Annotated in this window: 17 protein-coding genes and 1 tRNA gene; 7 read left to right on the forward strand and 11 right to left on the reverse strand. The window is 46.5% G+C overall.

Features of this window, described 5'->3' with window-relative positions; translation table 11 throughout:
- Window positions 1-210 precede the first annotated feature (210 nt).
- Both FHW36_RS22715 and FHW36_RS22720 read left to right on the forward strand, forming a co-directional pair.
- Window positions 211-441, forward strand: a complete 231-nt coding sequence (locus FHW36_RS22715) for a DUF433 domain-containing protein (protein ID WP_145672342.1) — start codon at window positions 211-213, stop codon at window positions 439-441.
- A gap of 213 nt (window positions 442-654) precedes the next feature.
- The gene (locus FHW36_RS22720; RefSeq protein WP_145672344.1) at window positions 655-1,008 is read left to right on the forward strand and encodes a DUF5615 family PIN-like protein; all 354 of its coding nucleotides are present in this window, start codon (window positions 655-657) and stop codon (window positions 1,006-1,008) included.
- A gap of 65 nt (window positions 1,009-1,073) precedes the next feature.
- Here FHW36_RS22720 and FHW36_RS22725 read toward each other — a convergent pair.
- A tRNA-Gln gene (locus tag FHW36_RS22725) sits at window positions 1,074-1,144 on the reverse strand.
- Between the two features lie 66 nt (window positions 1,145-1,210).
- Window positions 1,211-1,693, reverse strand: a complete 483-nt coding sequence (locus FHW36_RS22730) for a DUF4126 family protein (RefSeq protein WP_145672346.1) — start codon at window positions 1,691-1,693, stop codon at window positions 1,211-1,213.
- Window positions 1,694-1,916: 223 nt separating this feature from the next.
- On the opposite strand from FHW36_RS22730, the gene FHW36_RS22735 reads away from it, so the two are divergent.
- Complete coding sequence (locus FHW36_RS22735; protein ID WP_145672348.1) at window positions 1,917-2,249, forward strand: DUF4870 domain-containing protein; 333 nt, start codon at window positions 1,917-1,919, stop codon at window positions 2,247-2,249.
- A gap of 43 nt (window positions 2,250-2,292) precedes the next feature.
- Here the strand turns inward: FHW36_RS22735 and FHW36_RS22740 are convergent, their stop codons facing one another.
- A complete protein-coding gene (locus tag FHW36_RS22740; protein ID WP_145672350.1) occupies window positions 2,293-4,227 on the reverse strand; it encodes a hypothetical protein in 1,935 nt (644 codons plus the stop codon).
- Between the two features lie 410 nt (window positions 4,228-4,637).
- On the opposite strand from FHW36_RS22740, the gene FHW36_RS22745 reads away from it, so the two are divergent.
- The 3 genes from FHW36_RS22745 to FHW36_RS22755 are packed head-to-tail and all read left to right on the forward strand — an operon-like array spanning window position 4,638 to window position 6,541.
- Window positions 4,638-5,291 (forward strand): FadR/GntR family transcriptional regulator, encoded by a 654-nt coding sequence (locus tag FHW36_RS22745; RefSeq protein ID WP_145672352.1) that lies wholly within the window; start codon window positions 4,638-4,640, stop codon window positions 5,289-5,291.
- Between the two features lie 11 nt (window positions 5,292-5,302).
- Window positions 5,303-6,136 carry a sulfite exporter TauE/SafE family protein gene (locus tag FHW36_RS22750; protein WP_145672354.1) on the forward strand — a complete coding sequence of 278 codons (834 nt, stop codon included), beginning with the start codon at window positions 5,303-5,305 and terminating at the stop codon, window positions 6,134-6,136.
- A 9-nt stretch (window positions 6,137-6,145) separates the two neighbouring features.
- Entirely contained in the window at window positions 6,146-6,541 is a 396-nt protein-coding gene (locus FHW36_RS22755) for a DUF1634 domain-containing protein (protein ID WP_145672356.1), read from the forward strand.
- 2 nt (window positions 6,542-6,543) lie between these two features.
- On the opposite strand, the gene FHW36_RS22760 is transcribed toward FHW36_RS22755, so the two are convergent.
- The 3 genes from FHW36_RS22760 to FHW36_RS22770 all read right to left on the reverse strand — a co-directional run bounded on the left by FHW36_RS22760 (window position 6,544) and on the right by FHW36_RS22770 (window position 8,732).
- On the reverse strand, window positions 6,544-6,936 hold the full coding sequence (locus FHW36_RS22760) for an acyl-CoA thioesterase (RefSeq protein ID WP_145672358.1): 393 nt from the start codon (window positions 6,934-6,936) through the stop codon (window positions 6,544-6,546).
- A gap of 88 nt (window positions 6,937-7,024) precedes the next feature.
- Window positions 7,025-7,813: a TerC family protein gene (locus FHW36_RS22765; protein ID WP_145672359.1), complete on the reverse strand. Its 789-nt coding sequence runs from the start codon at window positions 7,811-7,813 to the stop codon at window positions 7,025-7,027.
- Between the two features lie 70 nt (window positions 7,814-7,883).
- Window positions 7,884-8,732 carry a helix-turn-helix domain-containing protein gene (locus FHW36_RS22770; RefSeq protein WP_145672361.1) on the reverse strand — a complete coding sequence of 283 codons (849 nt, stop codon included), beginning with the start codon at window positions 8,730-8,732 and terminating at the stop codon, window positions 7,884-7,886.
- Between the two features lie 103 nt (window positions 8,733-8,835).
- Between FHW36_RS22770 and FHW36_RS22775 the strand changes: the two genes are divergently transcribed.
- The gene (locus tag FHW36_RS22775; RefSeq protein WP_145672363.1) at window positions 8,836-9,900 is read left to right on the forward strand and encodes an SDR family oxidoreductase; all 1,065 of its coding nucleotides are present in this window, start codon (window positions 8,836-8,838) and stop codon (window positions 9,898-9,900) included.
- Window positions 9,901-10,000: 100 nt separating this feature from the next.
- Here the strand turns inward: FHW36_RS22775 and FHW36_RS22780 are convergent, their stop codons facing one another.
- The 5 genes from FHW36_RS22780 to FHW36_RS22800 all read right to left on the reverse strand — a co-directional run bounded on the left by FHW36_RS22780 (window position 10,001) and on the right by FHW36_RS22800 (window position 18,502).
- On the reverse strand, window positions 10,001-11,536 hold the full coding sequence (locus FHW36_RS22780) for a sulfatase family protein (protein ID WP_145672367.1): 1,536 nt from the start codon (window positions 11,534-11,536) through the stop codon (window positions 10,001-10,003).
- An 11-nt stretch (window positions 11,537-11,547) separates the two neighbouring features.
- Complete coding sequence (locus FHW36_RS22785) at window positions 11,548-11,907, reverse strand: BACON domain-containing protein (RefSeq protein WP_145672369.1); 360 nt, start codon at window positions 11,905-11,907, stop codon at window positions 11,548-11,550.
- Window positions 11,908-11,934: 27 nt separating this feature from the next.
- Window positions 11,935-13,764 (reverse strand): RagB/SusD family nutrient uptake outer membrane protein, encoded by a 1,830-nt coding sequence (locus FHW36_RS22790; RefSeq protein ID WP_145672373.1) that lies wholly within the window; start codon window positions 13,762-13,764, stop codon window positions 11,935-11,937.
- Window positions 13,765-13,783: 19 nt separating this feature from the next.
- The gene (locus FHW36_RS22795) at window positions 13,784-17,353 is read right to left on the reverse strand and encodes a SusC/RagA family TonB-linked outer membrane protein (RefSeq protein WP_145672378.1); all 3,570 of its coding nucleotides are present in this window, start codon (window positions 17,351-17,353) and stop codon (window positions 13,784-13,786) included.
- A 174-nt stretch (window positions 17,354-17,527) separates the two neighbouring features.
- The gene (locus FHW36_RS22800) at window positions 17,528-18,502 is read right to left on the reverse strand and encodes a FecR family protein (RefSeq protein ID WP_145672380.1); all 975 of its coding nucleotides are present in this window, start codon (window positions 18,500-18,502) and stop codon (window positions 17,528-17,530) included.
- Between the last annotated feature and the right edge of the window lie 67 nt (window positions 18,503-18,569).

An 18,569-nucleotide genomic window follows, 5' to 3' on the forward strand; every position in this document is an offset into this window, starting at 1 on the left:
TTCGACTTAATATTGTATTGAAATCCAATTACAACATTAAAAATCAGAATAGGTAAATATAAGTCAAAATGATAGCAAAAAAATCAACATTGAAAACAGTCACAACTTTTGACAAAATTTTTATCATTTTTGTAGTACCTTTATTCACAAGCGATAGTTGGAATTAATTAGGGTTCTTACCTGCTTGGTCGTGTCTTATCTAATATTCAAATGGACATACTACAATACATAGAAATAAATCCAGGAATTATGATGGGGAAACCTGTCATTAAGGGCACACGTATTACCGTTGAGCTCATCCTGGAGAAATTATCTGCAGGTGAAACAATGGAAGATATTCTTACAGCCCATCCACATATTACCCTTGAAGCTATTCAGGCGGCCCTGGCTTTTGCCGCCCGGAACTTAAAAGACACGCTTTACTATCCCATTGCCAGTTGATAAAGCGGAGACCTTCCTCGTCATAAAGGCATCAGGCAACAATTTCCAGCTATCAGAAGAGCCTCACTACCAAAAACACTTTCTGTATTTACTCTTTTTCGTACCTTTCACAAAGACTATCAATATTGTTATCGATGTAACAATACATGGCTATTCTACCTTCATATCTTTCTATGATCTGTTCTCATTTAAAAAAAATTCATCCATATTGTTATGAGGTTTGTTTCTGACGAAAGCGTCGACGCACCTATTGTACAAAAGCTAAGAGAAGATGGTTATGAAATCTTTTCTATTGCAGAGCAGTCGCATGGAATTAGTGATGAACAAGTATTAGCAATAGCCCATGAAAAAGATGCATTGTTAATCACGCAGGATAAAGATTTCGGTGAATTGGTCTATCGGTTAGGCAAAGCACATCATGGCGTGATGTTGCTGAGATTAGTGGGGTTAAATCCTTCTGCTAAGGCTGATTTGTGTTTGACTGTAGTCAATCAACATAAGCATGAACTTCCTGGAGCATTTACCGTCGTATACAAAGATTTTGTGAAGATCAGGAAAGGTCAATAACCGATGTACTCCCCTAAAAAGAAAACCGGACAAGCGGCTATTTTATTGCGCTTATCCGATTTTTGTTGCCCAACCTGGATTCGAACCAAGACAAACAGAACCAAAATCTGTCGTACTACCATTATACTATTAGGCATTGTTTAACGGGATGCAAATGTAGTTTTTTTCTTAAATAAAACAACATTTGTGAAAATAAATTTCATTATTTCCTGATAGACACGGCTGCAATACCCACGGCTATGGCGTCTTCCACGCCTCCCAGTGCCGCATCTTTTATAGGTAGTCGTCTTCCTGTTTCACGGCGCAAATAGAAAAATGCGTACGCCGCAGCAATGGCCGTAAGGCCGCCAATCAATGCACCCTTCCATGCTTTTCCATTTTGCGCCTGGTATAAAGTGGCGCCCGACAAAGCGCCGGCAAGCGCCCGGCCGGCTATACCGGGTGCGGCTATACGATTTCCAGCGCCCGGCGCCTTATCTATTACCAGTTCCCCCGCCGCCATGGTTTGGAGGTAATGCAACGTAGCAGGATGTTGCATAAAGCGCAAAGGCGATCTGCGTAGCTTGCCCGATGGTTGCTGGTTAACAAAGTAACTGGTAAATGCAGGACCCATTGCACTGCGCATCCCGGTCACTATTCCTAAACCAATAGCCCGGAAAAAGGTAGGTAATAATGCTTTCTTCATAACAGCAGCGCATCAATCATTATGCCACCGGCATTTTTTAATGATATTATAAAAAATAACTCGTAATATTTTTATAATCAATTAATTAAAATCAATGTAGCTTTTTTGTAGTGTTATTTCCCGGTGATTGTAGATATCATGTAGTAGCTACTTTTTCCCAATTGCCACACCCTCCTTTTACTTTTGCGCTAAATCATTCTTAACTAAAAAAACCTCAACAGCTATGAAAACAAATCAATGGGCGATGATTGCTTACATCACAATTATAGGATGGATTATCGCTTTTGTAAAAAGTAAAGAAGAAAGGACTTCACTGGTAAGCTATCACCTGGAACAGGCCCTGGGATTGGCTATCGCAAGCATCGTATGGTCTATTGCTGTGGGTATTGTTATCGCCATTTTACCGGCTGCCCTGTCTGGTGTACTGTCGATTGCCGGCTTTCTGCCATTTATCTTCATGATTTTTGGCATTATCAACGCCAACAACGGCGTGCAGAAACCTATACCGGTGATCGGAAAAATGTTTGAGAACAAATTTGCTTTTTTACAAGCCTGATGAAACCGGGACGCGGGTTTACTGCGTCCCCGTTTCATTATTATTAACTGGCCACCGTCATCAGGTAAGCATCCAGCCCCTCGTCTTTCCCCAACCCCAGTTTCTGTTTAATCCGGTAGCGCGACATCAGGATACTCTTTGGCGCCACTCCCATCCTGGAAGAAATTTCTTTTGTAGTCAATCCCATAGAAATATAGGAGCAATGCTTCAAATCCAGCCTGGTAAGGGAATTCCCGGCCTTTTCCTGAAGACGGGTAAAAAACTCAGGGTGAATATTTTCTAACTCCGTTTTTGACGTTTCAAAATCCTCATCCAAACGCCGGTCCTGGTCTATCATACGGCTGATCTGCCCAATCAGGTTACGGTCGCCCGACTTCTCCTGGAGCTTCGCCTGCAGGGTTTGCAGCAGTTCATTCTTTTGCTCTACCTGTAAAGTACCTGCCAGCAGGTCTTTCTGCAATTGCTCCTTCTGGGCCTGCATCAACTGTTGTTCTGCCTGTAAACGGGCAGCAGCTTCGCTTTGCAGCTGTGCCTGCAGCGCAGCCTCCTGCTTTTCCAGCTCCAGTGTTTTTGCTTCTTCTTCCTTCAGCCGAACCTGTAATATCGCATCCCGCTTTTCTTTCTCCAGCAATGCCTGCTGTTGAATGGTTGATTTCAACCGGAAGTGATAAGAACGGAAAAGGAATAGCAGCGCCAGTATACAGGCAACAATTAGTATCACATATACAATATTCAGCTTTTTATTAAAAGCGGCCTTTTCCTGTAAGGATATCAGTTCCTGCTCCTTTTGTTGCGCCTGGTACTGGGCTTCCAGCTTTTTGGCAATCGCCATTTTTTCCGCATCAAAGGCAGCCGCATAATATTTGCTATGCTCCCGCGCATAATTGAGCGCCGCTGGCAAATCCCCCTTCTTTTCCGCCACCTCAGACAGGGAACTCATAAAATGCGCCATCAGGTTATTATCCGGGGTAGGCGATTGTTGCAAGGTATGTAACCCGCTTAATAAGAGGCCAGCCGCCGCATCGTAATGCCCATCAGCCAGTTCAAAGCTACTCTGCATCCCGTAACTGCTGGCAATGATCTCCTGCTGGTCGGTAGCTACACCTATCTCCTTGGCTATTCTTAAATAATGCTGTGCGGAATCGCGGTAGCTACGCGGAAAATACTCGGCATACAGGTTAGCCGTATTCAATGCCAATATGCCCAATACACTCGGAAAGCTGATCCTGTTCTTGTTTTCCAGGTAGTATTGAATGGCCAGCCGGTTATAATACAGGGAAGAATCCAACAGGTTACGTGCACTGCTATCACCCGCAAAGCGGTGCTCATAGCTGGTGGCAATAGCCTGGTAAGCGTTGCAGATATCATCCGGATCGGGAAAACGTTTGGCGGCATCGAGACTCGCAAAAGCATACCGTGACTGGTTTTCCAGGTCGTCCCAATCACCATATACTGCCGAAAGATTATAATAGATGCTGGTAGCGTAGCTGTTGGGCGGTTGTTTTTCTCCGAATTTTAATGCCTGCTGGAAACTCTTCACGGCATCATGCGGTTTACCGATACGGTTTTCCAGCCAACCTTTCCTATACCACACATTTTCCAGGGTATAAGGGTCGCCCGATTGTTCGGCCAGCATAAAGGCACTGTCTAACTGCAATCTTACCCGCTTTACATCTTCCTGGCCATACATTAATGATACCAGGGAAGAGTGGGATTGTGCGGCGTACTTACTATCCTTCAGGGAACGGCTCATCGACAAAGCCACCTGGGCATTAGCAAACGCTTCCTTTCGATTGGTGCTGAGCAGGGCACGACTCAGTTTCAGCCTTGTCAGCACCTGTTCTTCAGGTGTGAGGCCCGGCTGGACCAACACCCGCTTCAGCGAGTCAACTACCGTTTGGGCCGACAAATCAACTTTATATAACAGGCTAACTATGGTACATAATAAAAATACCAGGCCTTTTTGGATATGGTTCATTCCGCAAAAATACTATTTGTAGATGTTTTGTAGATATAAAAAATGACGTAGTGTAGTTACGTTGTAGAGGCCCAAAATACCTGTAATCCGCCACCCGCATGTATTTTTGCATCAGAGTTCATTTATGGGAAAGGATCATATGGAAAAATTGAAAAACCTGCATCCTGAGTCTGAACTTACTATTACGTATATACGGCCTTTCTTCCCTTTGTTAGTTGTCCCAAATGCTTTCTTTATAGAAAAGATAAAGGGTGTATCCAAACAGGTACACCCTTTTGTTTTTATCTCTCTAAAAAACATATAGTCATCATAGTGACTTTTCTCCTTTTTTTGCTTTTTTCCGTTTTTTCGAATTTAAACATCAGATGTTTAAATAAACATCATATCTTTACAATTGTAAAATTGAATATATGGAACAAGCCTCCAAATTATCGGACCGGGTCATTAACGCCATCCAGAAAGATATCTCCCAGGGAAAATACAAGCCTGGCCAGAAAATACCGGCTGAGCCCGAATTAATGGTGCAGTATGCGGTGGGCCGCTCTACCATCCGGGAAGCCATCAAAACCCTGGCCATGTCGGGCATACTCCGGGTACAACAGGGCGCCGGCACTTTTATTAATGAATCCGTTCAGGCAGAATCCCTGGATCAGCGCCTCAGGCGGGCCGACTTCGAAGAAATTAACCAGGTAAGGCGCATGCTGGACTATGAAATTGTAAAACTGGCAGCGGAAAATCATACCCCAGACGACCTGCATGAAATGCGGCTACAACTGGACCACCGCAAAAAAGCCATCCTGGACCAACAATACCAACCCTGCATGGAAGCCGACATCGCCTTTCACATGGCTATTGCCAAGGCATCGGGCAACCACGTACTAGCCGATCTATACCGCAGCTTCACCAGCGTGATCCGTGATTTCTTTGCCAAACGGGATACCCAGAGCATCAGTCACTTTGCTATTAGTCACCATATCCATGAGGCACTCTATAAGGCGATCAAAAGTGGAAACGCCAAATTATCCCGCCAGTCTATGGAGGATATACTAGACAACAACTATTAATTTTTTGTAAGATGAATATCCTGATTTTTAGCCTTATCCTCCTGGGAGGTGCGTACCTGGCGGGGTTGCTGGGCTCTTTAACCGGCCTGGGGGGAGGCGTGGTAGTCATTCCTTTGCTGACGCTGGTATTTCATGTAGATATCCGTTATGCTATCGGCGCTGCCCTACTGGCTTCTATCGCTAACTCTTCGGGGGCAGCTACGGCCTATATCAAAGAAGGCATTACCAACGTGCGACTGGGCATGTTCCTGGAAATAGCCACCACGGCAGGCGCTGTAGGAGGAGCGCTTATTGCCATTTTTACGCCGGTTAACACCATCGCTATCCTCTTCGGCGTAGTACTCATCTTTTCCGCCCTGATGACCATCCGGAAAAAAAATGAGCATGCAGCACAAACCGGCAGTAAACTGTCTTACCTGTTAAACCTCAATGGCAGCTATCCTACTCCTGCAGGAGAAGTCAGCTATAAACTAAAAAATGTGGGAGGTGGATTCTCTATTATGCTGCTGGCCGGCGTATTATCCGGGCTGTTGGGCATCGGTTCCGGGGCCTTAAAAGTATTGGCCATGGATGGTGCTATGCGCATTCCCTTTAAGGTGAGCACTACCACCAGCAATTTCATGATTGGCGTTACTGCTGCCGCCAGCGCAGTGGTGTACCTGCAAAGAGGATATATAGATCCGGGTATTGCGTTTCCCGTGGTACTGGGCGTATTGGGCGGTGCTTTTACCGGCGCCCGTTTGCTCACCATCATGAATCCCAAAACATTGCGGATCATTTTTTGTATCGCCATTTCTTTTGTGGCCCTGGAAATGATCTATAACGGATTACATCACCAGTTTTAATGATTGCTAATGAAACTAGTCAGGAAATTATTAAGAGATCGCGATATAGAACTTTTCATCGGGCAGGTGTTGAGAGTTGGCGTCGTTACTGCCAGCAGCATCGCATTACTGGGTGGTATCGCCTACCTCGCTCAACAAGGAGCTGCCAGCATACCGGATTATTCTCAGTTTACCGGCGAAGGCGCCGGGTATACCTCTTTCCGCGGTATCTTCCGGGGAGTAGCCACTGGTAATGCGACCGAAATTATACAGCTGGGCGTACTGGTATTACTGGCCACGCCTATTCTCCGCATCTTTTTTTCGCTGGTGGCATTTGCTGTAGAAAAAGACCGGTTATATGTGGCGATTACCACCATCGTATTGGGCATTATCTTGTTCAGCATGTTCGGCGGCCTGAAAATATAAATCTATTCTTCCCGTAACCGCTCATCGGTATAGGTAATCTCCGTTTTGCCGTGCGGCACGGGGCGCCCCTGCTCATCTACGCTTACAAACACCATCTTATCGATCGTTAGAATAGTTTTCTGCGTAATCTTATTCCTTACCTGGCAGGTGAGTGTGAGAGAAGTCCTGCCAAAATGCGTGGCCTTAATGCCCAATTCTACAATATCGCCCTGGCGGGCAGAGTTGATGAAATTGATTTCAGACATGTACTTGGTTACGCATCGATTGGTGCCCAGTTGGATAATGGAGTAGATGGCAGCTTCTTCATCTATCCAACGCAGCAAACTTCCGCCAAACAACGTTCCGTGTGCATTCAGGTCTTCCGGCTTTACCCATTTCCGTGTGTAAAAATTCATGACAATGATTTTATGCGCTAAAATGGCAAAGCTATTTCTTTCTTATATACGTTACTGTTATAATTAATTTTCCCCGGCAGATACCCGCTTACTTCTTCGTTTCCGGCATCTCGGGCTGATGGAGCTTTACCGGCTTATCGGATTTTGCTTTCATACGCAGGTTGAGGGCCTCTATAAATACGGAGAAAGCCATCGCAAAATAGATATATCCTTTCGGGATGTGCTGGTCAAAGCTTTCAGCGATCAGTGATACACCAATCAACAACAGGAAGGACAGGGCCAGCATTTTCACGGTAGGGTGCTGGTTTACAAAGCGGCTGATCGTTTCAGAAGCCAGCATCATAACGCCAACAGCTATCACTACGGCCGCAATCATAATTTCTACATGGTCGGCCATACCTACAGCAGTAATTACCGAATCGAGGGAAAATACAATGTCCAGTAACAGTATTTGGATGATCACCTGCCCGAATTTCAGGGCTTTGGCATTGGGATTGCCATGCTCCCCTCCCTCCAGTTTTTCGTGGATCTCAGCGGTACTTTTATAAATCAGGAAAAGTCCGCCTATCAGCAGGATCAGGTCCCTGCCGGAAAGGGCCGTTTTTTCCAGCCATTCGGGATTTTGCATGCCGATCCAGCTACCCGGATTAAATAGCGGTTGTGTGAGCGACATAATCCAACTGATCGATAGCAACAGCAATACCCGCACAAACATAGCCAGTCCCAGTCCCAGTCGCCGGGCCCTCCTTTGCTGGCTCTCCGGTAATTTTCCGGATAAGATAGAAATAAATACAATGTTGTCGATACCCAGTACAATTTCCAGCACAGTGAGTGTAAAAAGGCTTATCAATGCATCCACGGTAAGCAGCTGTTCCATAATTCGCAGTTATATATAGGTTGTGTGTGGGGCTAAGATAGTGTCTTTTTCAACAGCGCGGAAATTACACTTATTCAGATGCTGGCGCCTGTAATTGTTCGCGGTAAGCGGAAGGACTGATCGTATGATATCTCCGGAAAAATTTATTCAGGTGACTCTGGTCGTTAAACCCCAGCTCATGACTAATTTCCTTTAATGACAGCGAACTATAGTGCAACCGGTTTTCCAGTTGCCGTAATTTGTACTGATTCACATAGTCGCGCAACGTGCTTCCAGTTTGCTCTTTGAAAAAAGTACCCAGGTAATGTTTGGAATACCCGAAAATATGCGCCAGCTGCTCCACCTGTACTTCGGCTACATCGTAAATATGCTCATGAATATAATTCAGGATAGCTGTTACACGGGCGCCCGGATGCGGACCTGCAGACGCCATACCACCGGTAAAGGTCCATTTCCTGATCATTGCAAACAATGTCTGTAACAGGAAAAAAATGGTTTCACTGTTCTCTTGCTTCTCCTCTTTCCACTCCCCGTTAATTAATCCCATCAGGGTAGCCATCCGGCCGGTAGGATCTGTAAAAGCCCTCTGCTCGCGAGCCTGCAGCAACAGCCTATCCAGCTCCCGGTTCCAGTTCTGCTGTAATTGCAGGTTGCCGGTACCATGCAGGTATACATTGGTAAACTTGATGAAAGTAAAAGTAGTTGCAGTAGCAATATGGAAGTGGTGCGCATCGCAGGGCGCCAGCAGAAACAGGCAAGGCCCGGTGTAAGGATAACTCATATCTCCAATATGATGCGTACCGCTGCCCCGGTGAATAAAAATAAGTTCGAAATGATTATGATTATGTACCGGATGCTGCCATTCTTCGCTGGTAAAATGCGACACCTTCAGGTATTCGTGCTGTATATATCTCTTCATGGTTGAAAATATACCAATTTACCCTGCTTTGATACAAGGGCCGCCAGCCGTTTCCGGTGGATCTTTGTCTGGTGAAAAATTACCAGTAAAAATACAACATAATATGGAACAGCATCATCAACGGAAAGTAGCATTGGTAGCGGGTGCACAGGGCGTTATAGGCCGGAACCTGATTAATTACCTGCTAAAGCAGGGGGCCTGGGATGTCATAGGGTTATCACGGAGGGGAGGCAGCAATACCGATCACGTAACACATATTGCAGTAGACCTGCTGAGTGAAGAAGACAGCCGGCAAAAACTCGGGCAACTGACTACGGTCACGCATATATTTTATGCCGCCTACCAGGACAGCAACAGCTGGTCAGGGCTGGTAGCTCCTAACCTTACCATGCTGCGCAACGTTGTAGAAACGGTGCCCCCGGTAGCCCAACAACTGCAACACATCAGCCTGATGCAGGGATATAAAGTATATGGCGCGCATCTGGGCCCCTTTAAAACACCCGCGGTAGAAACAGATGCCGGCACTTTTATGCCACCAGAGTTCAACATGGAACAACAACATTACCTGGAACAGCAGCAACAGGGGCAGTTCTGGACCTGGTCGGCCATACGTCCCTCCGTAGTAGGTGGTTTTGCCCTGGGCAACCCGATGAACCTGGCTATGGTGATCGCCGTATATGCTGCCATTTCCAAAGAGCTGGGACTTCCCCTACGTTTTCCTGGCAAGCCAGGCGCCTACGATAAGCTGATGGAAATGACAGATGCCCGCCTGCTGGCCAAAGCTACTGCGTGGGCTGCAAACAGTCCTGCCGGCGCCAACCAGGCGTTTAATATCAACAACGGCGACCTGTTTCGCTGGTCGGATCTTTGGCCCCGTATTGCCCGTTATTTTGATATGGAAGTAGCACCGCCACTACCTATGCAACTGGAAGTAGTGATGGCCGATAAAGAAGCATTGTGGAATACCATGATGAAAAAATATGGGCTGCAACATACTTACGCCGAAGTATCGTCCTGGAAATTCGGCGACTTCGTCTTCTCCTGGGACTACGACTTCTTTGCAGATGGCTCCAAAGCCCGCCGGGCAGGGTTTCATGAGTTTGTAGAAACACCGGCTATGTTTATGGAAATTTTTGACAACTTCAGGGAGTGGAAAGTGATTCCGTGATAAGCGCAGAGGGCAGCGATTTCTAATAAGACCCTTGCCCTCTTTACTTTCATAAAAGACCACGCCGTATAGCCGTGGTCTTTTATAATATTCATTCTTCTTACTTCTTTCCCACTATCTCCATCGCCTCCGTATCTTCATACTTCGCGATCTGCATCTGCAACTCCTTCATCAGTGCAGCTGTCGTTTTCTCCATCCCCTTCTCTCCATACAGGTTGTGCATCTCATGCGGGTCTTTCTGCAAATCATACAATTCCCATTTATCTGCGACCTGGTAAAAACGAATCAGTTTGTATCGGGAAGTACGGATACCAAAATGAGGGATCACAGCATGCTCCCCGCTTTCATAATAGTGATAGTACATGGTTTTGCGCCAGTTGGCTGACTTATGCTGTAATACCGGCAACAATGATTTCCCCTGTATAGCCGCTGGTATAGCTACTCCTGCAGCATCCAGACAGGTAGGCGCGATGTCCAGGTTCATCACAAAATCATTGATTTGGGTACCTGGCTTTATTCTGCCTGGATAACGTATGACCATAGGCGTGCGAAATGATTCTTCATACATAAATCGCTTGTCGAACCAGCCATGTTCTCCCATATAAAATCCCTGGTCGGAAAGATAGATAACCAGGGTATTTTCTGTGAGATGATGTGCATCCAGGTAATCCAATACGCGGCCAATATTACGGTCCAGCGAGGCCGCAGTACTGAGGTAATCGCGCATATAGCGTTGATATTTCCATTCGGTGAGCGCATTACCACTCAGGTGTTGCGCATCGAATTCCCTTTCTATGGGTTTGTAGTAGGCGTCAAATTTCGCGCGCTGCGCCATATTCATGCGGCCGAAGTTATCTTTACCAAAGCCGGTGTCGGGGTGCATTTTAAGATCATACCCTAATCGCATGGTATGCGCGATGTTCATGTCCTGGTGTGCGGCAGCATACCGGTTATCATACGTATCATAGAAATTGGCAGGCAAAGGGAATGTACGATTATCGTACATGCCCAGGTCGCAGGTATCTGGCATCCAGGTGCGGTGAGTGGCTTTATGCCCGATAACCAGGCAAAACGGTTTGCTGGTATCGCGGCCCGACAACCATTGCTCTGCTTCGTCGGTCACCAGGTTGGTAACATATCCTTCCTTCCGTTCCTTTTTGCCATCCATGGTAAGAAAATCAGGATTATAATACATACCCTGACCAGGTAATAGCTTCCAGTAGTCAAATCCCTGTGGGGTACTTTCCAGGTGCCATTTACCTATCCAGGCGGTTTGGTAACCGGCTGCCTGTAAACGTTTCACAAATACATCCTGATTGCTGTCGAAACGAGATAGATTGTCTTTAAAACCATTCTTATGGCTGTATTTTCCCGTCAGGATAACCGCCCTGCTGGGACCACATATGGAATTGGTCACATAAGCCCGGTTGAAGATGGCTCCTTCGCGGGCAATCCTGTCAATGGCAGGCGTTTGTACCAGTTTGCTGCCATAGGCGCTGATGGTTTGAAAAGCGTGATCATCGGAGACAATGATGACAATATTTGTTTTCGCAGGGTGACGAGCCGGTTGCTGGGCCAAGGTGCTGTTTCCTATAAGCAGAAGGACTGCAGCAAGGAAACGGAATGGCAATTTCATGTTACACTGTTTCATTGATTCAACTGTTCTACGGTGAGGGTCACCGGTGATAAATTAAAAGTAGGTTTTACAGTAATGGTAATATTACGCTTTGCCCCACTGGTATTCGGCTTGATAGTAACTGGCACTTTTACGTCGCCGGAACCATATAACCGGCCTACATTACACCAGTTGGATGCAGGCAGGGTAATCCACCAACCATCGGCCCCGGCGCTAATAACAATATTGGCAGTGCCACCCGATGCAGGGAAAGTATTTGCATTATTTTCCAATACGGCGCTGAAGGGCGAAGGCTGTGGCTTTACCGGCTGTTTATCTTTGCCGCAGGACATCAGTGATATCACCAACAATATATACATTAAGTGCTTCATAATATACGTTTTTACTGGGAAGAAAATTCACCATCCCGGGTTTTGTTTCCATTGCCCGTTGGTAAGCTGTAACATTCTGTCCTGTACTGGCAGCAGATAATCGCGATTTGATTTAAAGCCATATCCTGACGGCAATACATTCTTATAAGGATCAATATACCGCAATGCGTCGCCCGCACTGCCACTCAGGTAAAAGTTGATAGACTTGCCTGCAGGCGCGGTGTCATAATACAATAATGCCGAACTATAAAAGCCGCCGGGCTTATTCTGCTGATCCAGGTCGCTACCGGCGAACAAGGCGCCCAGTGGTCTTTTGCCAGTCAACAATTCATCCGCAGCTGCCCAGCGAAAAATATCATCCATCCGGAAGCCTTCACAGGCCAGCTCTACCCGGCGTTCCCGCCGTACGGCCTGCAATGTTTTACTGAGTGTACGGAATGGATAAGCAGCATCAGTATTATATTCCCGGTCTGCATCCAGGGCAGGCATGCCCGCACGGGACCGCAACGGCTGCAGGATAGCACTGATTTCGCCTGCACTGCCGCCCAGCTCTGCTACTGCTTCTGCATAATTCAGGAGCACTTCTGCATAACGGAAAATAATAGCTGGCGCTGTGCTCTGATTATCATCTGTAACGGCCGGTAGATTGTTATACTCCAGGTACTTATGCAACGGAAAACCAGTGGTGCTACGGTTAAACCCGGTCTGGTTCAATGGAGGATAAGCAGGCACCAATACCCCACCCAGTTTCAGTGGCTGCCCAGGAATACCTACTGTTTGCGATAAACGGGGATCACGGCGGGAAGACAACAACTCATTGCTATACACTTCCTGTGCCTGCTGACGTGCAGCGCCTGTAAAAGGAGCGCCGTCAATGCCCAGATAGTCATCTACCAACGAAAGCGTAACCCCAAGATCACCCCCATCGGTGGAAATATACTTGCTCACGCTGTGACCAATATTATCGTTGTAATTATATTTCCTCCAGAACAATACTTCGGGATTGGCAGATAAATCAGTGGTGATAAACAAATCTGCATAATCCTGCAAAGGCCTCCCGGTATTGTAGATAGACCATTTACCACCACTCACCACCTGTTGAGCTGCCACCTTGGCTTGGGTGAAATAACCGGTAATTTTCGCATCAGAAATGCCCGGACTGTAAAAGGCATCATTCTTAGCCCGGTGATATTTCTGCCAGGTAGCTTCGTATAATGCTACCCGGGATATAAAGGCTAACGCCACATCCCGGTGCAGGCGCATGGAAGCGCTGTTAGATTGTACAGGCAACAATTGCACAGCTTTATCCAGGTCCGATAATACAGAGTCAATTATCAGCGTACGCTCATCCCGTGGTTGTTGCATCAACTCCTGGTCTTCCGGAAGCACTTTGTTTACCCAGGTAACATTACCATATTTCTTTACCATTCCGAAATAGAAGTAAGCCCGGAAAAAAAGTGCCTCACCCCGGTAACGATTAATCAAAGTGGTATCTCCTTTGGCATTACCGGCATGCTCGAGGAAGTAGTTAATACCCCGTATCGACTTATACTCTGTAATGGCTGTAGCATTACTAATGGCCAATACCCCATTGAGGCGGTTATTAACAGCTGAGAAAATCATGTTATCGCTCGAAGCGTCATCGAAAGCAATACCTGTTCCTCCTATCCCTGTAGGCTGCGAAGGAAACGTTCCCTGGTAAAATTGATTAAGATACATTCTAAGCTCATTAGGAGATGCCAATCCTCCTACTGTACTCAATGCATCCAACGGTTGCAGGTCCAGGAAATTTTTATTGCAGGAACAACACCACTGCAATACAAACAGGAATACTAAAAGTTTTATAGTGCGTATCATTGCGTTACATTGTTATAGATTACATACTTATATTGATACCAACGGCATATACTTTACTCAATGGGTATAGTTTACCCGGGTCTACGCCGCCCACAATTGTTTCGGGATCAAGCATACCAGCCAGTTTTGTAATGGTGAGTAGGTTTTCTCCGGAAATAAAAATGTTACATTTCTTCATATGTACCCGGTCCACCCATACTTGCGGCAGCGTGTAAGAGAGTACTATATTCTTCAACCGCAGGTAGGCAGCACTTTGCATGTACCTGTCGGCAACCTGTTGTGTTTTCGCAGTAAATGAATTGATCGTACCGGCAGGCGCTGCATAAGGATTGGGATAGTAAGCACCCGGGTTATCCGGCGTCCAGTAGTTGAGATGTTGTTTGAAAACCGTTACCTGTGCCAGAGCGCCCGAGCCCCAGAAGTAAGCATCACCCGCTTTGGGGGCGTAATTCATTTTCCCAATGCCCTGCCACATCATATTAAATCCCCAACCTTTCCACTGGATACTTCCACTGAAGGAATAGGCATAATGTGGTGTAGTATTGCCCACAATGGTCATATCCCCCATGTCGCCCAGGCGGTTGCTGCCACGATCTATTTTTCCATCTCCATTCAGGTCGAGGTATTTAACATCGCCAGGCATCCAGGCTACAGCCGAAAGGTAGGAATGGTTTAGTTTATTGAAAGCAGTTGCTTCGTCTGCTGTTTGTATTAATCCCCCGGTACGGTAGCCCCAGATCTCTCCAATTTGTTTCCCTTCATACCAGGAGCCGGCAGGGTCGTTGCGGGTAGGGTTCTGGTAGCTGGTCACCACTGAATGATAATCGCTGACCAATCCCCCTACGGAATAAGTGATATCCCTGGTGATACGGCCTTTCCAGCTGAGCGACAACTCCCACCCGTTAGTGCGCAGACTGGCATTGTTGGAAGAAGGAGGTGTACCACCATACATATCTGCAATATCAAGCGAAGGCCCCAGCATATCGCGGGTAGTACGGCGATAAATATCGAAACTACCGGAAAGATGGTCGTTCAGCAGCAGGAAGTCGAGCCCCAGGTTACCGTTTTCCACTTTTTCCCAGGTCACCAGCTGGTTGAAAGGATCTGGCGCCGCAATGTAGGCTTCCCGGCCATTCTGGAAATACCAACGGGTTCCTGTACCGCCAGGCTGCGGCACGGTTACGTTCATCACCTGTGTAAAAGAATATAACCCGGCACCCGACTGGTTGCCCAGGAATCCGTAGGATGCGCGGAGTTTCAACATGCTGATCTGCTCTTTCAGCGATATCATGAATGGTTCTTCTGCAATGTTATATCCTAAAGAAAGTGAAGGGAAAAATCCCCAGCGGTTTTGCGCAGCAAACCTTGATGAACCATCATAACGGCCGTTGATTTCTGCCAGGTACTTGCCTTTATAATTATAGTTCAATCTCCCGAAAAAGCCCCGCGTAGCCCAGTGGGTACGACTCTCCGCTACTGTTTGCGAACCGGTAGATAACGATAATCCAGGGCGCGTACTGCTGATCAGGTCCTGTGCCGCACCGGTCATGCTATTATAGGTATTTTTCTCCTGCTGAAAACCCAGCATGACGTCAAAAAAATGTTTATTCTGCAGCGTATAGGAATAGGAAGTATATATATTGGGAGAAATGTACATATTGGCGTCCGTCGAACGCGAATAACTTCCCAGGATAGGGATAGCCAACTCGGAACGGTTCACATATTTGGGGGTACCATCGATACCATAGATCACACCCGGCAGCTTTAATACCTCCTCCTCCGTATTATCCCGCATGATATTCAGGTCTACAAATATCTTCCAGTTCTTTACCGGCTGTAATTCCAGCCCGGTAAGCAAAGCAGCGTTATAGCCATTTACCTCATCTTTTGAACCCGAACGCAGGTAAGGTACGGCAGACATCTCCGTAAAATTTCCATTCAGGTCATATACAGATACATTAGGACGCATACGCGCCAGGTTATGGAAAAATAAGCTTTCAAAAGTACCATTGAAAGGTGCGCGGTACCTGGACTGCACAAATTTAGTATTGGCCTTTAGCTTTGCCCAGCTGGTGAGCTGTGACGTTACATTGGCATTAAAATTAAAACGCTTATAATTGATGTCAGCATACCGCATCATACCATTATCATCGTAGTACCCGCCAGATACATAAAACTGTGTAGCTTTATTTCCCCCACTGGCACTGAGGTTATGCGACTGACGGAGAGAATACGGCTTATAGTGAAAACGAAACCAGTCGGTATTAGCTACGCCATTGGCAGAATTTTCCCAATTGGAGTAGAAGTTGTCTGTTACCTCAGGGAAAATAGATTTGTTGGTAGGATCATTGATATAATCCTGGAGCATTTTCAGCTTATCATCGGAATACTGTCGTATACCCATGGCATTGAAAGTGCTGGCATTGAAGTATTGCGCAAACTGGTAGGAATTCACCATTTGCGGCAGCTTCACCGGGGAGGTGGCGCCAAAATTATTGGAGTAAGACAGCGTAGTCTTTTCGGCCTTCCCTTGTTTGGTAGTGACCAATATCACGCCGTAAGGCGCCCTGGCGCCATATATCGCGGAGGCGGCGGCATCTTTGAGGATAGAGATAGACTCAATATCACTGGGATTTACATCAGACAAAGACATGGCCATGCCGTCTACCAGCACATAAGGTTTATCGCTGTTACTCAGATTACCTACCCCACGGATATTCATATTAAAACTCTGTCCGGGTTTGGTATTGCCACCAACGCTGACATTCAATCCCGGTACCGCTCCCTGCAAGCTTTGTGTAGCATTTACCACAGCGCGACTTTCCAAAGCCGCACCTTTAATAGCAGTCACTGCACCAGTAAGATTTACTTTTTTCTGCGTGCTGTAGCCCACCACAACCACGTCCGTAAGGTCTTTGCTGGCAGTGAGCAACTGTACCGTTATTTCTTGTTGCTGACTAATTGTTACTTCAACAGACTTGAATCCCATATGCGTAAATTCCAGTACGTCGCTTTTAGCAGCTTTGAAGGCAAACTCCCCCTTATCGTTGGTAAAAAATACTTGCTTAGTACGTTTAACGATGATGGTTACACCTGGAATAGGTTGGCTGGCATCGTCTGTTACCTTACCCCGTACAGGAATATCCTGGTCGGCAACCGTAACTTCCGGTAGCGGTTTTCGACGGATAAATACCACCTGCTCTTTTTCATGAATTACGTAAGTGAGAGAACATCCTGTAAAACAGGCATCCAACGCTTCTTTCAGCGATACGTTGCGCAACTGCAACTTCAATGGCCCAACATTTTGAAGTAGCTGCTGATCACATAAAAAAGAATAACCGGTTTGTTGTTTCAGCAAGCTGAATACCTTGGGTAAAGTAATGCCGGAGGCGTGGATATTTACCTGCTGGGCAACGCTTTTGGCACTGATCTGCAAGGTAATGGCCAGCATGATAACAGCTGTGAGTTTCATTGTCAACTGTAATTTTTTGAAGAGCATTTGTTTGCCATCAGCTCCTTTGGAAGGCATAGTGATGGGTGCAGCAAGTCCCTTAAAGCGCGGGACTTTGCTAAGAACGGTTAGTTCCATACATTTGTAATGTTTGGGTTTGATGTGGAATCTTTGTTTTACGAGAACGAATGGTTTAACAGCAGATACTCAGACTGTGCCGGGAGTGTTGCAAGCGCTTCCGGCCTTTTTGTAATATGCTGTCGTCGGATACTTCTTTACGTTTTCATTTGACTGTATTTTGGTTGTTAATAATTATATGCCTCCCGGAAGGATGGTCAGCTTTCTTCCTTCCAACCGGGTATGTACCCCATTTTCTTCGAGGAAGGCGATCATCATGGGCAATCCCACCTTGCGATCTACCAGGCCAAGGAAATACTTCTTTGGCATAACACCACGGTATTCCACGTCTACATTGTACCAAAGGGAGATGGTATTCATAACCGTTGACAAATCGGCATTGTCAAAAATAATCTGTCCACTGCGCCAGGCCATTACCTGGGCAGTATCTGCACGGGCAATTCTGATAGCTTCCCGCTGGTTGCTGATGCTCACTGTATAACCGGGGTATACCAATTGTTGCTGATTTCCACTATGCAGTTTTATGCTGCCAGACAACAACGTAGTACGCAACACGCTATCCTGCGCATATCCGCTGATATTGAAGGCCGTACCCAACACTTCTACCATTGCCTTTTTACACAGTACCTTAAATGGCCGGTGTGCATCGGGAGCCACCTCAAAATAAGCTTCTCCGCTAAGCGTCACTTCCCGCACCTTATCTGTTACCCCGAAACGGTATATTATCTTCGAATCTGCACTAAGCCACACTTTAGTACTGTCTGGCATAGTAAACGCCAGCTGCTCCCCTCTTGCAGTAGTTACAATAGTATAGGATGTTTCCTTTACAGGCGGAGGACTTATTACCCGCTTTATCTGCAACAGCGCTACAAACAGCACTGCCGCTGCAGCTACACTAATAGCTATACGCCGCATGCCGGCGCCGCGCTGCCTCGCCGGATGCCCCAGGATATGCTGCAAGATGGCAGCCGACTGCTTTGCTGACAATGCTGCCTGGCCCGTTTCTGACGCTATGTACTCATCTATCGCCTGCTCCAGGTTTATGTTGGCTGCGGCCAGCTCATCGAGCAGCAACGCCCGTTCTTCGGGTGTACAGGTATTGTTGAGATATTTACTTAATAATTTTTTTATTTCCCCGGATGATAACATACATTAAATAGATGCCTGGTGGATACATCCCGTTACAAAGACGAAACAACGGAACATGTTGGGGGAG

Origin of the sequence: Chitinophaga polysaccharea (genome assembly GCF_007829335.1) — a bacterium.
GTDB lineage: Bacteria > Bacteroidota > Bacteroidia > Chitinophagales > Chitinophagaceae > Chitinophaga > Chitinophaga polysaccharea_B.

Excerpts from the sequence above, each read along its gene's own strand:
- FHW36_RS22715 (WP_145672342.1), top strand. The coding sequence starts at position 211 with ATGGACATACTACAATACATAGAAATAAATCCAGGAATTATGATGGGG.
- FHW36_RS22720 (WP_145672344.1), top strand. The coding sequence starts at position 655 with ATGAGGTTTGTTTCTGACGAAAGCGTCGACGCACCTATTGTACAAAAG.
- FHW36_RS22730 (WP_145672346.1), bottom strand. The coding sequence starts at position 1,693 with ATGAAGAAAGCATTATTACCTACCTTTTTCCGGGCTATTGGTTTAGGA.
- FHW36_RS22735 (WP_145672348.1), top strand. The coding sequence starts at position 1,917 with ATGAAAACAAATCAATGGGCGATGATTGCTTACATCACAATTATAGGA.
- FHW36_RS22740 (WP_145672350.1), bottom strand. The coding sequence starts at position 4,227 with ATGAACCATATCCAAAAAGGCCTGGTATTTTTATTATGTACCATAGTT.
- FHW36_RS22745 (WP_145672352.1), top strand. The coding sequence starts at position 4,638 with ATGGAACAAGCCTCCAAATTATCGGACCGGGTCATTAACGCCATCCAG.
- FHW36_RS22750 (WP_145672354.1), top strand. The coding sequence starts at position 5,303 with ATGAATATCCTGATTTTTAGCCTTATCCTCCTGGGAGGTGCGTACCTG.
- FHW36_RS22755 (WP_145672356.1), top strand. The coding sequence starts at position 6,146 with ATGAAACTAGTCAGGAAATTATTAAGAGATCGCGATATAGAACTTTTC.
- FHW36_RS22760 (WP_145672358.1), bottom strand. The coding sequence starts at position 6,936 with ATGAATTTTTACACACGGAAATGGGTAAAGCCGGAAGACCTGAATGCA.
- FHW36_RS22765 (WP_145672359.1), bottom strand. The coding sequence starts at position 7,813 with ATGGAACAGCTGCTTACCGTGGATGCATTGATAAGCCTTTTTACACTC.
- FHW36_RS22770 (WP_145672361.1), bottom strand. The coding sequence starts at position 8,732 with ATGAAGAGATATATACAGCACGAATACCTGAAGGTGTCGCATTTTACC.
- FHW36_RS22775 (WP_145672363.1), top strand. The coding sequence starts at position 8,836 with ATGGAACAGCATCATCAACGGAAAGTAGCATTGGTAGCGGGTGCACAG.
- FHW36_RS22780 (WP_145672367.1), bottom strand. The coding sequence starts at position 11,536 with ATGAAATTGCCATTCCGTTTCCTTGCTGCAGTCCTTCTGCTTATAGGA.
- FHW36_RS22785 (WP_145672369.1), bottom strand. The coding sequence starts at position 11,907 with ATGAAGCACTTAATGTATATATTGTTGGTGATATCACTGATGTCCTGC.
- FHW36_RS22790 (WP_145672373.1), bottom strand. The coding sequence starts at position 13,764 with ATGATACGCACTATAAAACTTTTAGTATTCCTGTTTGTATTGCAGTGG.
- FHW36_RS22795 (WP_145672378.1), bottom strand. The coding sequence starts at position 17,353 with ATGGAACTAACCGTTCTTAGCAAAGTCCCGCGCTTTAAGGGACTTGCT.
- FHW36_RS22800 (WP_145672380.1), bottom strand. The coding sequence starts at position 18,502 with ATGTTATCATCCGGGGAAATAAAAAAATTATTAAGTAAATATCTCAAC.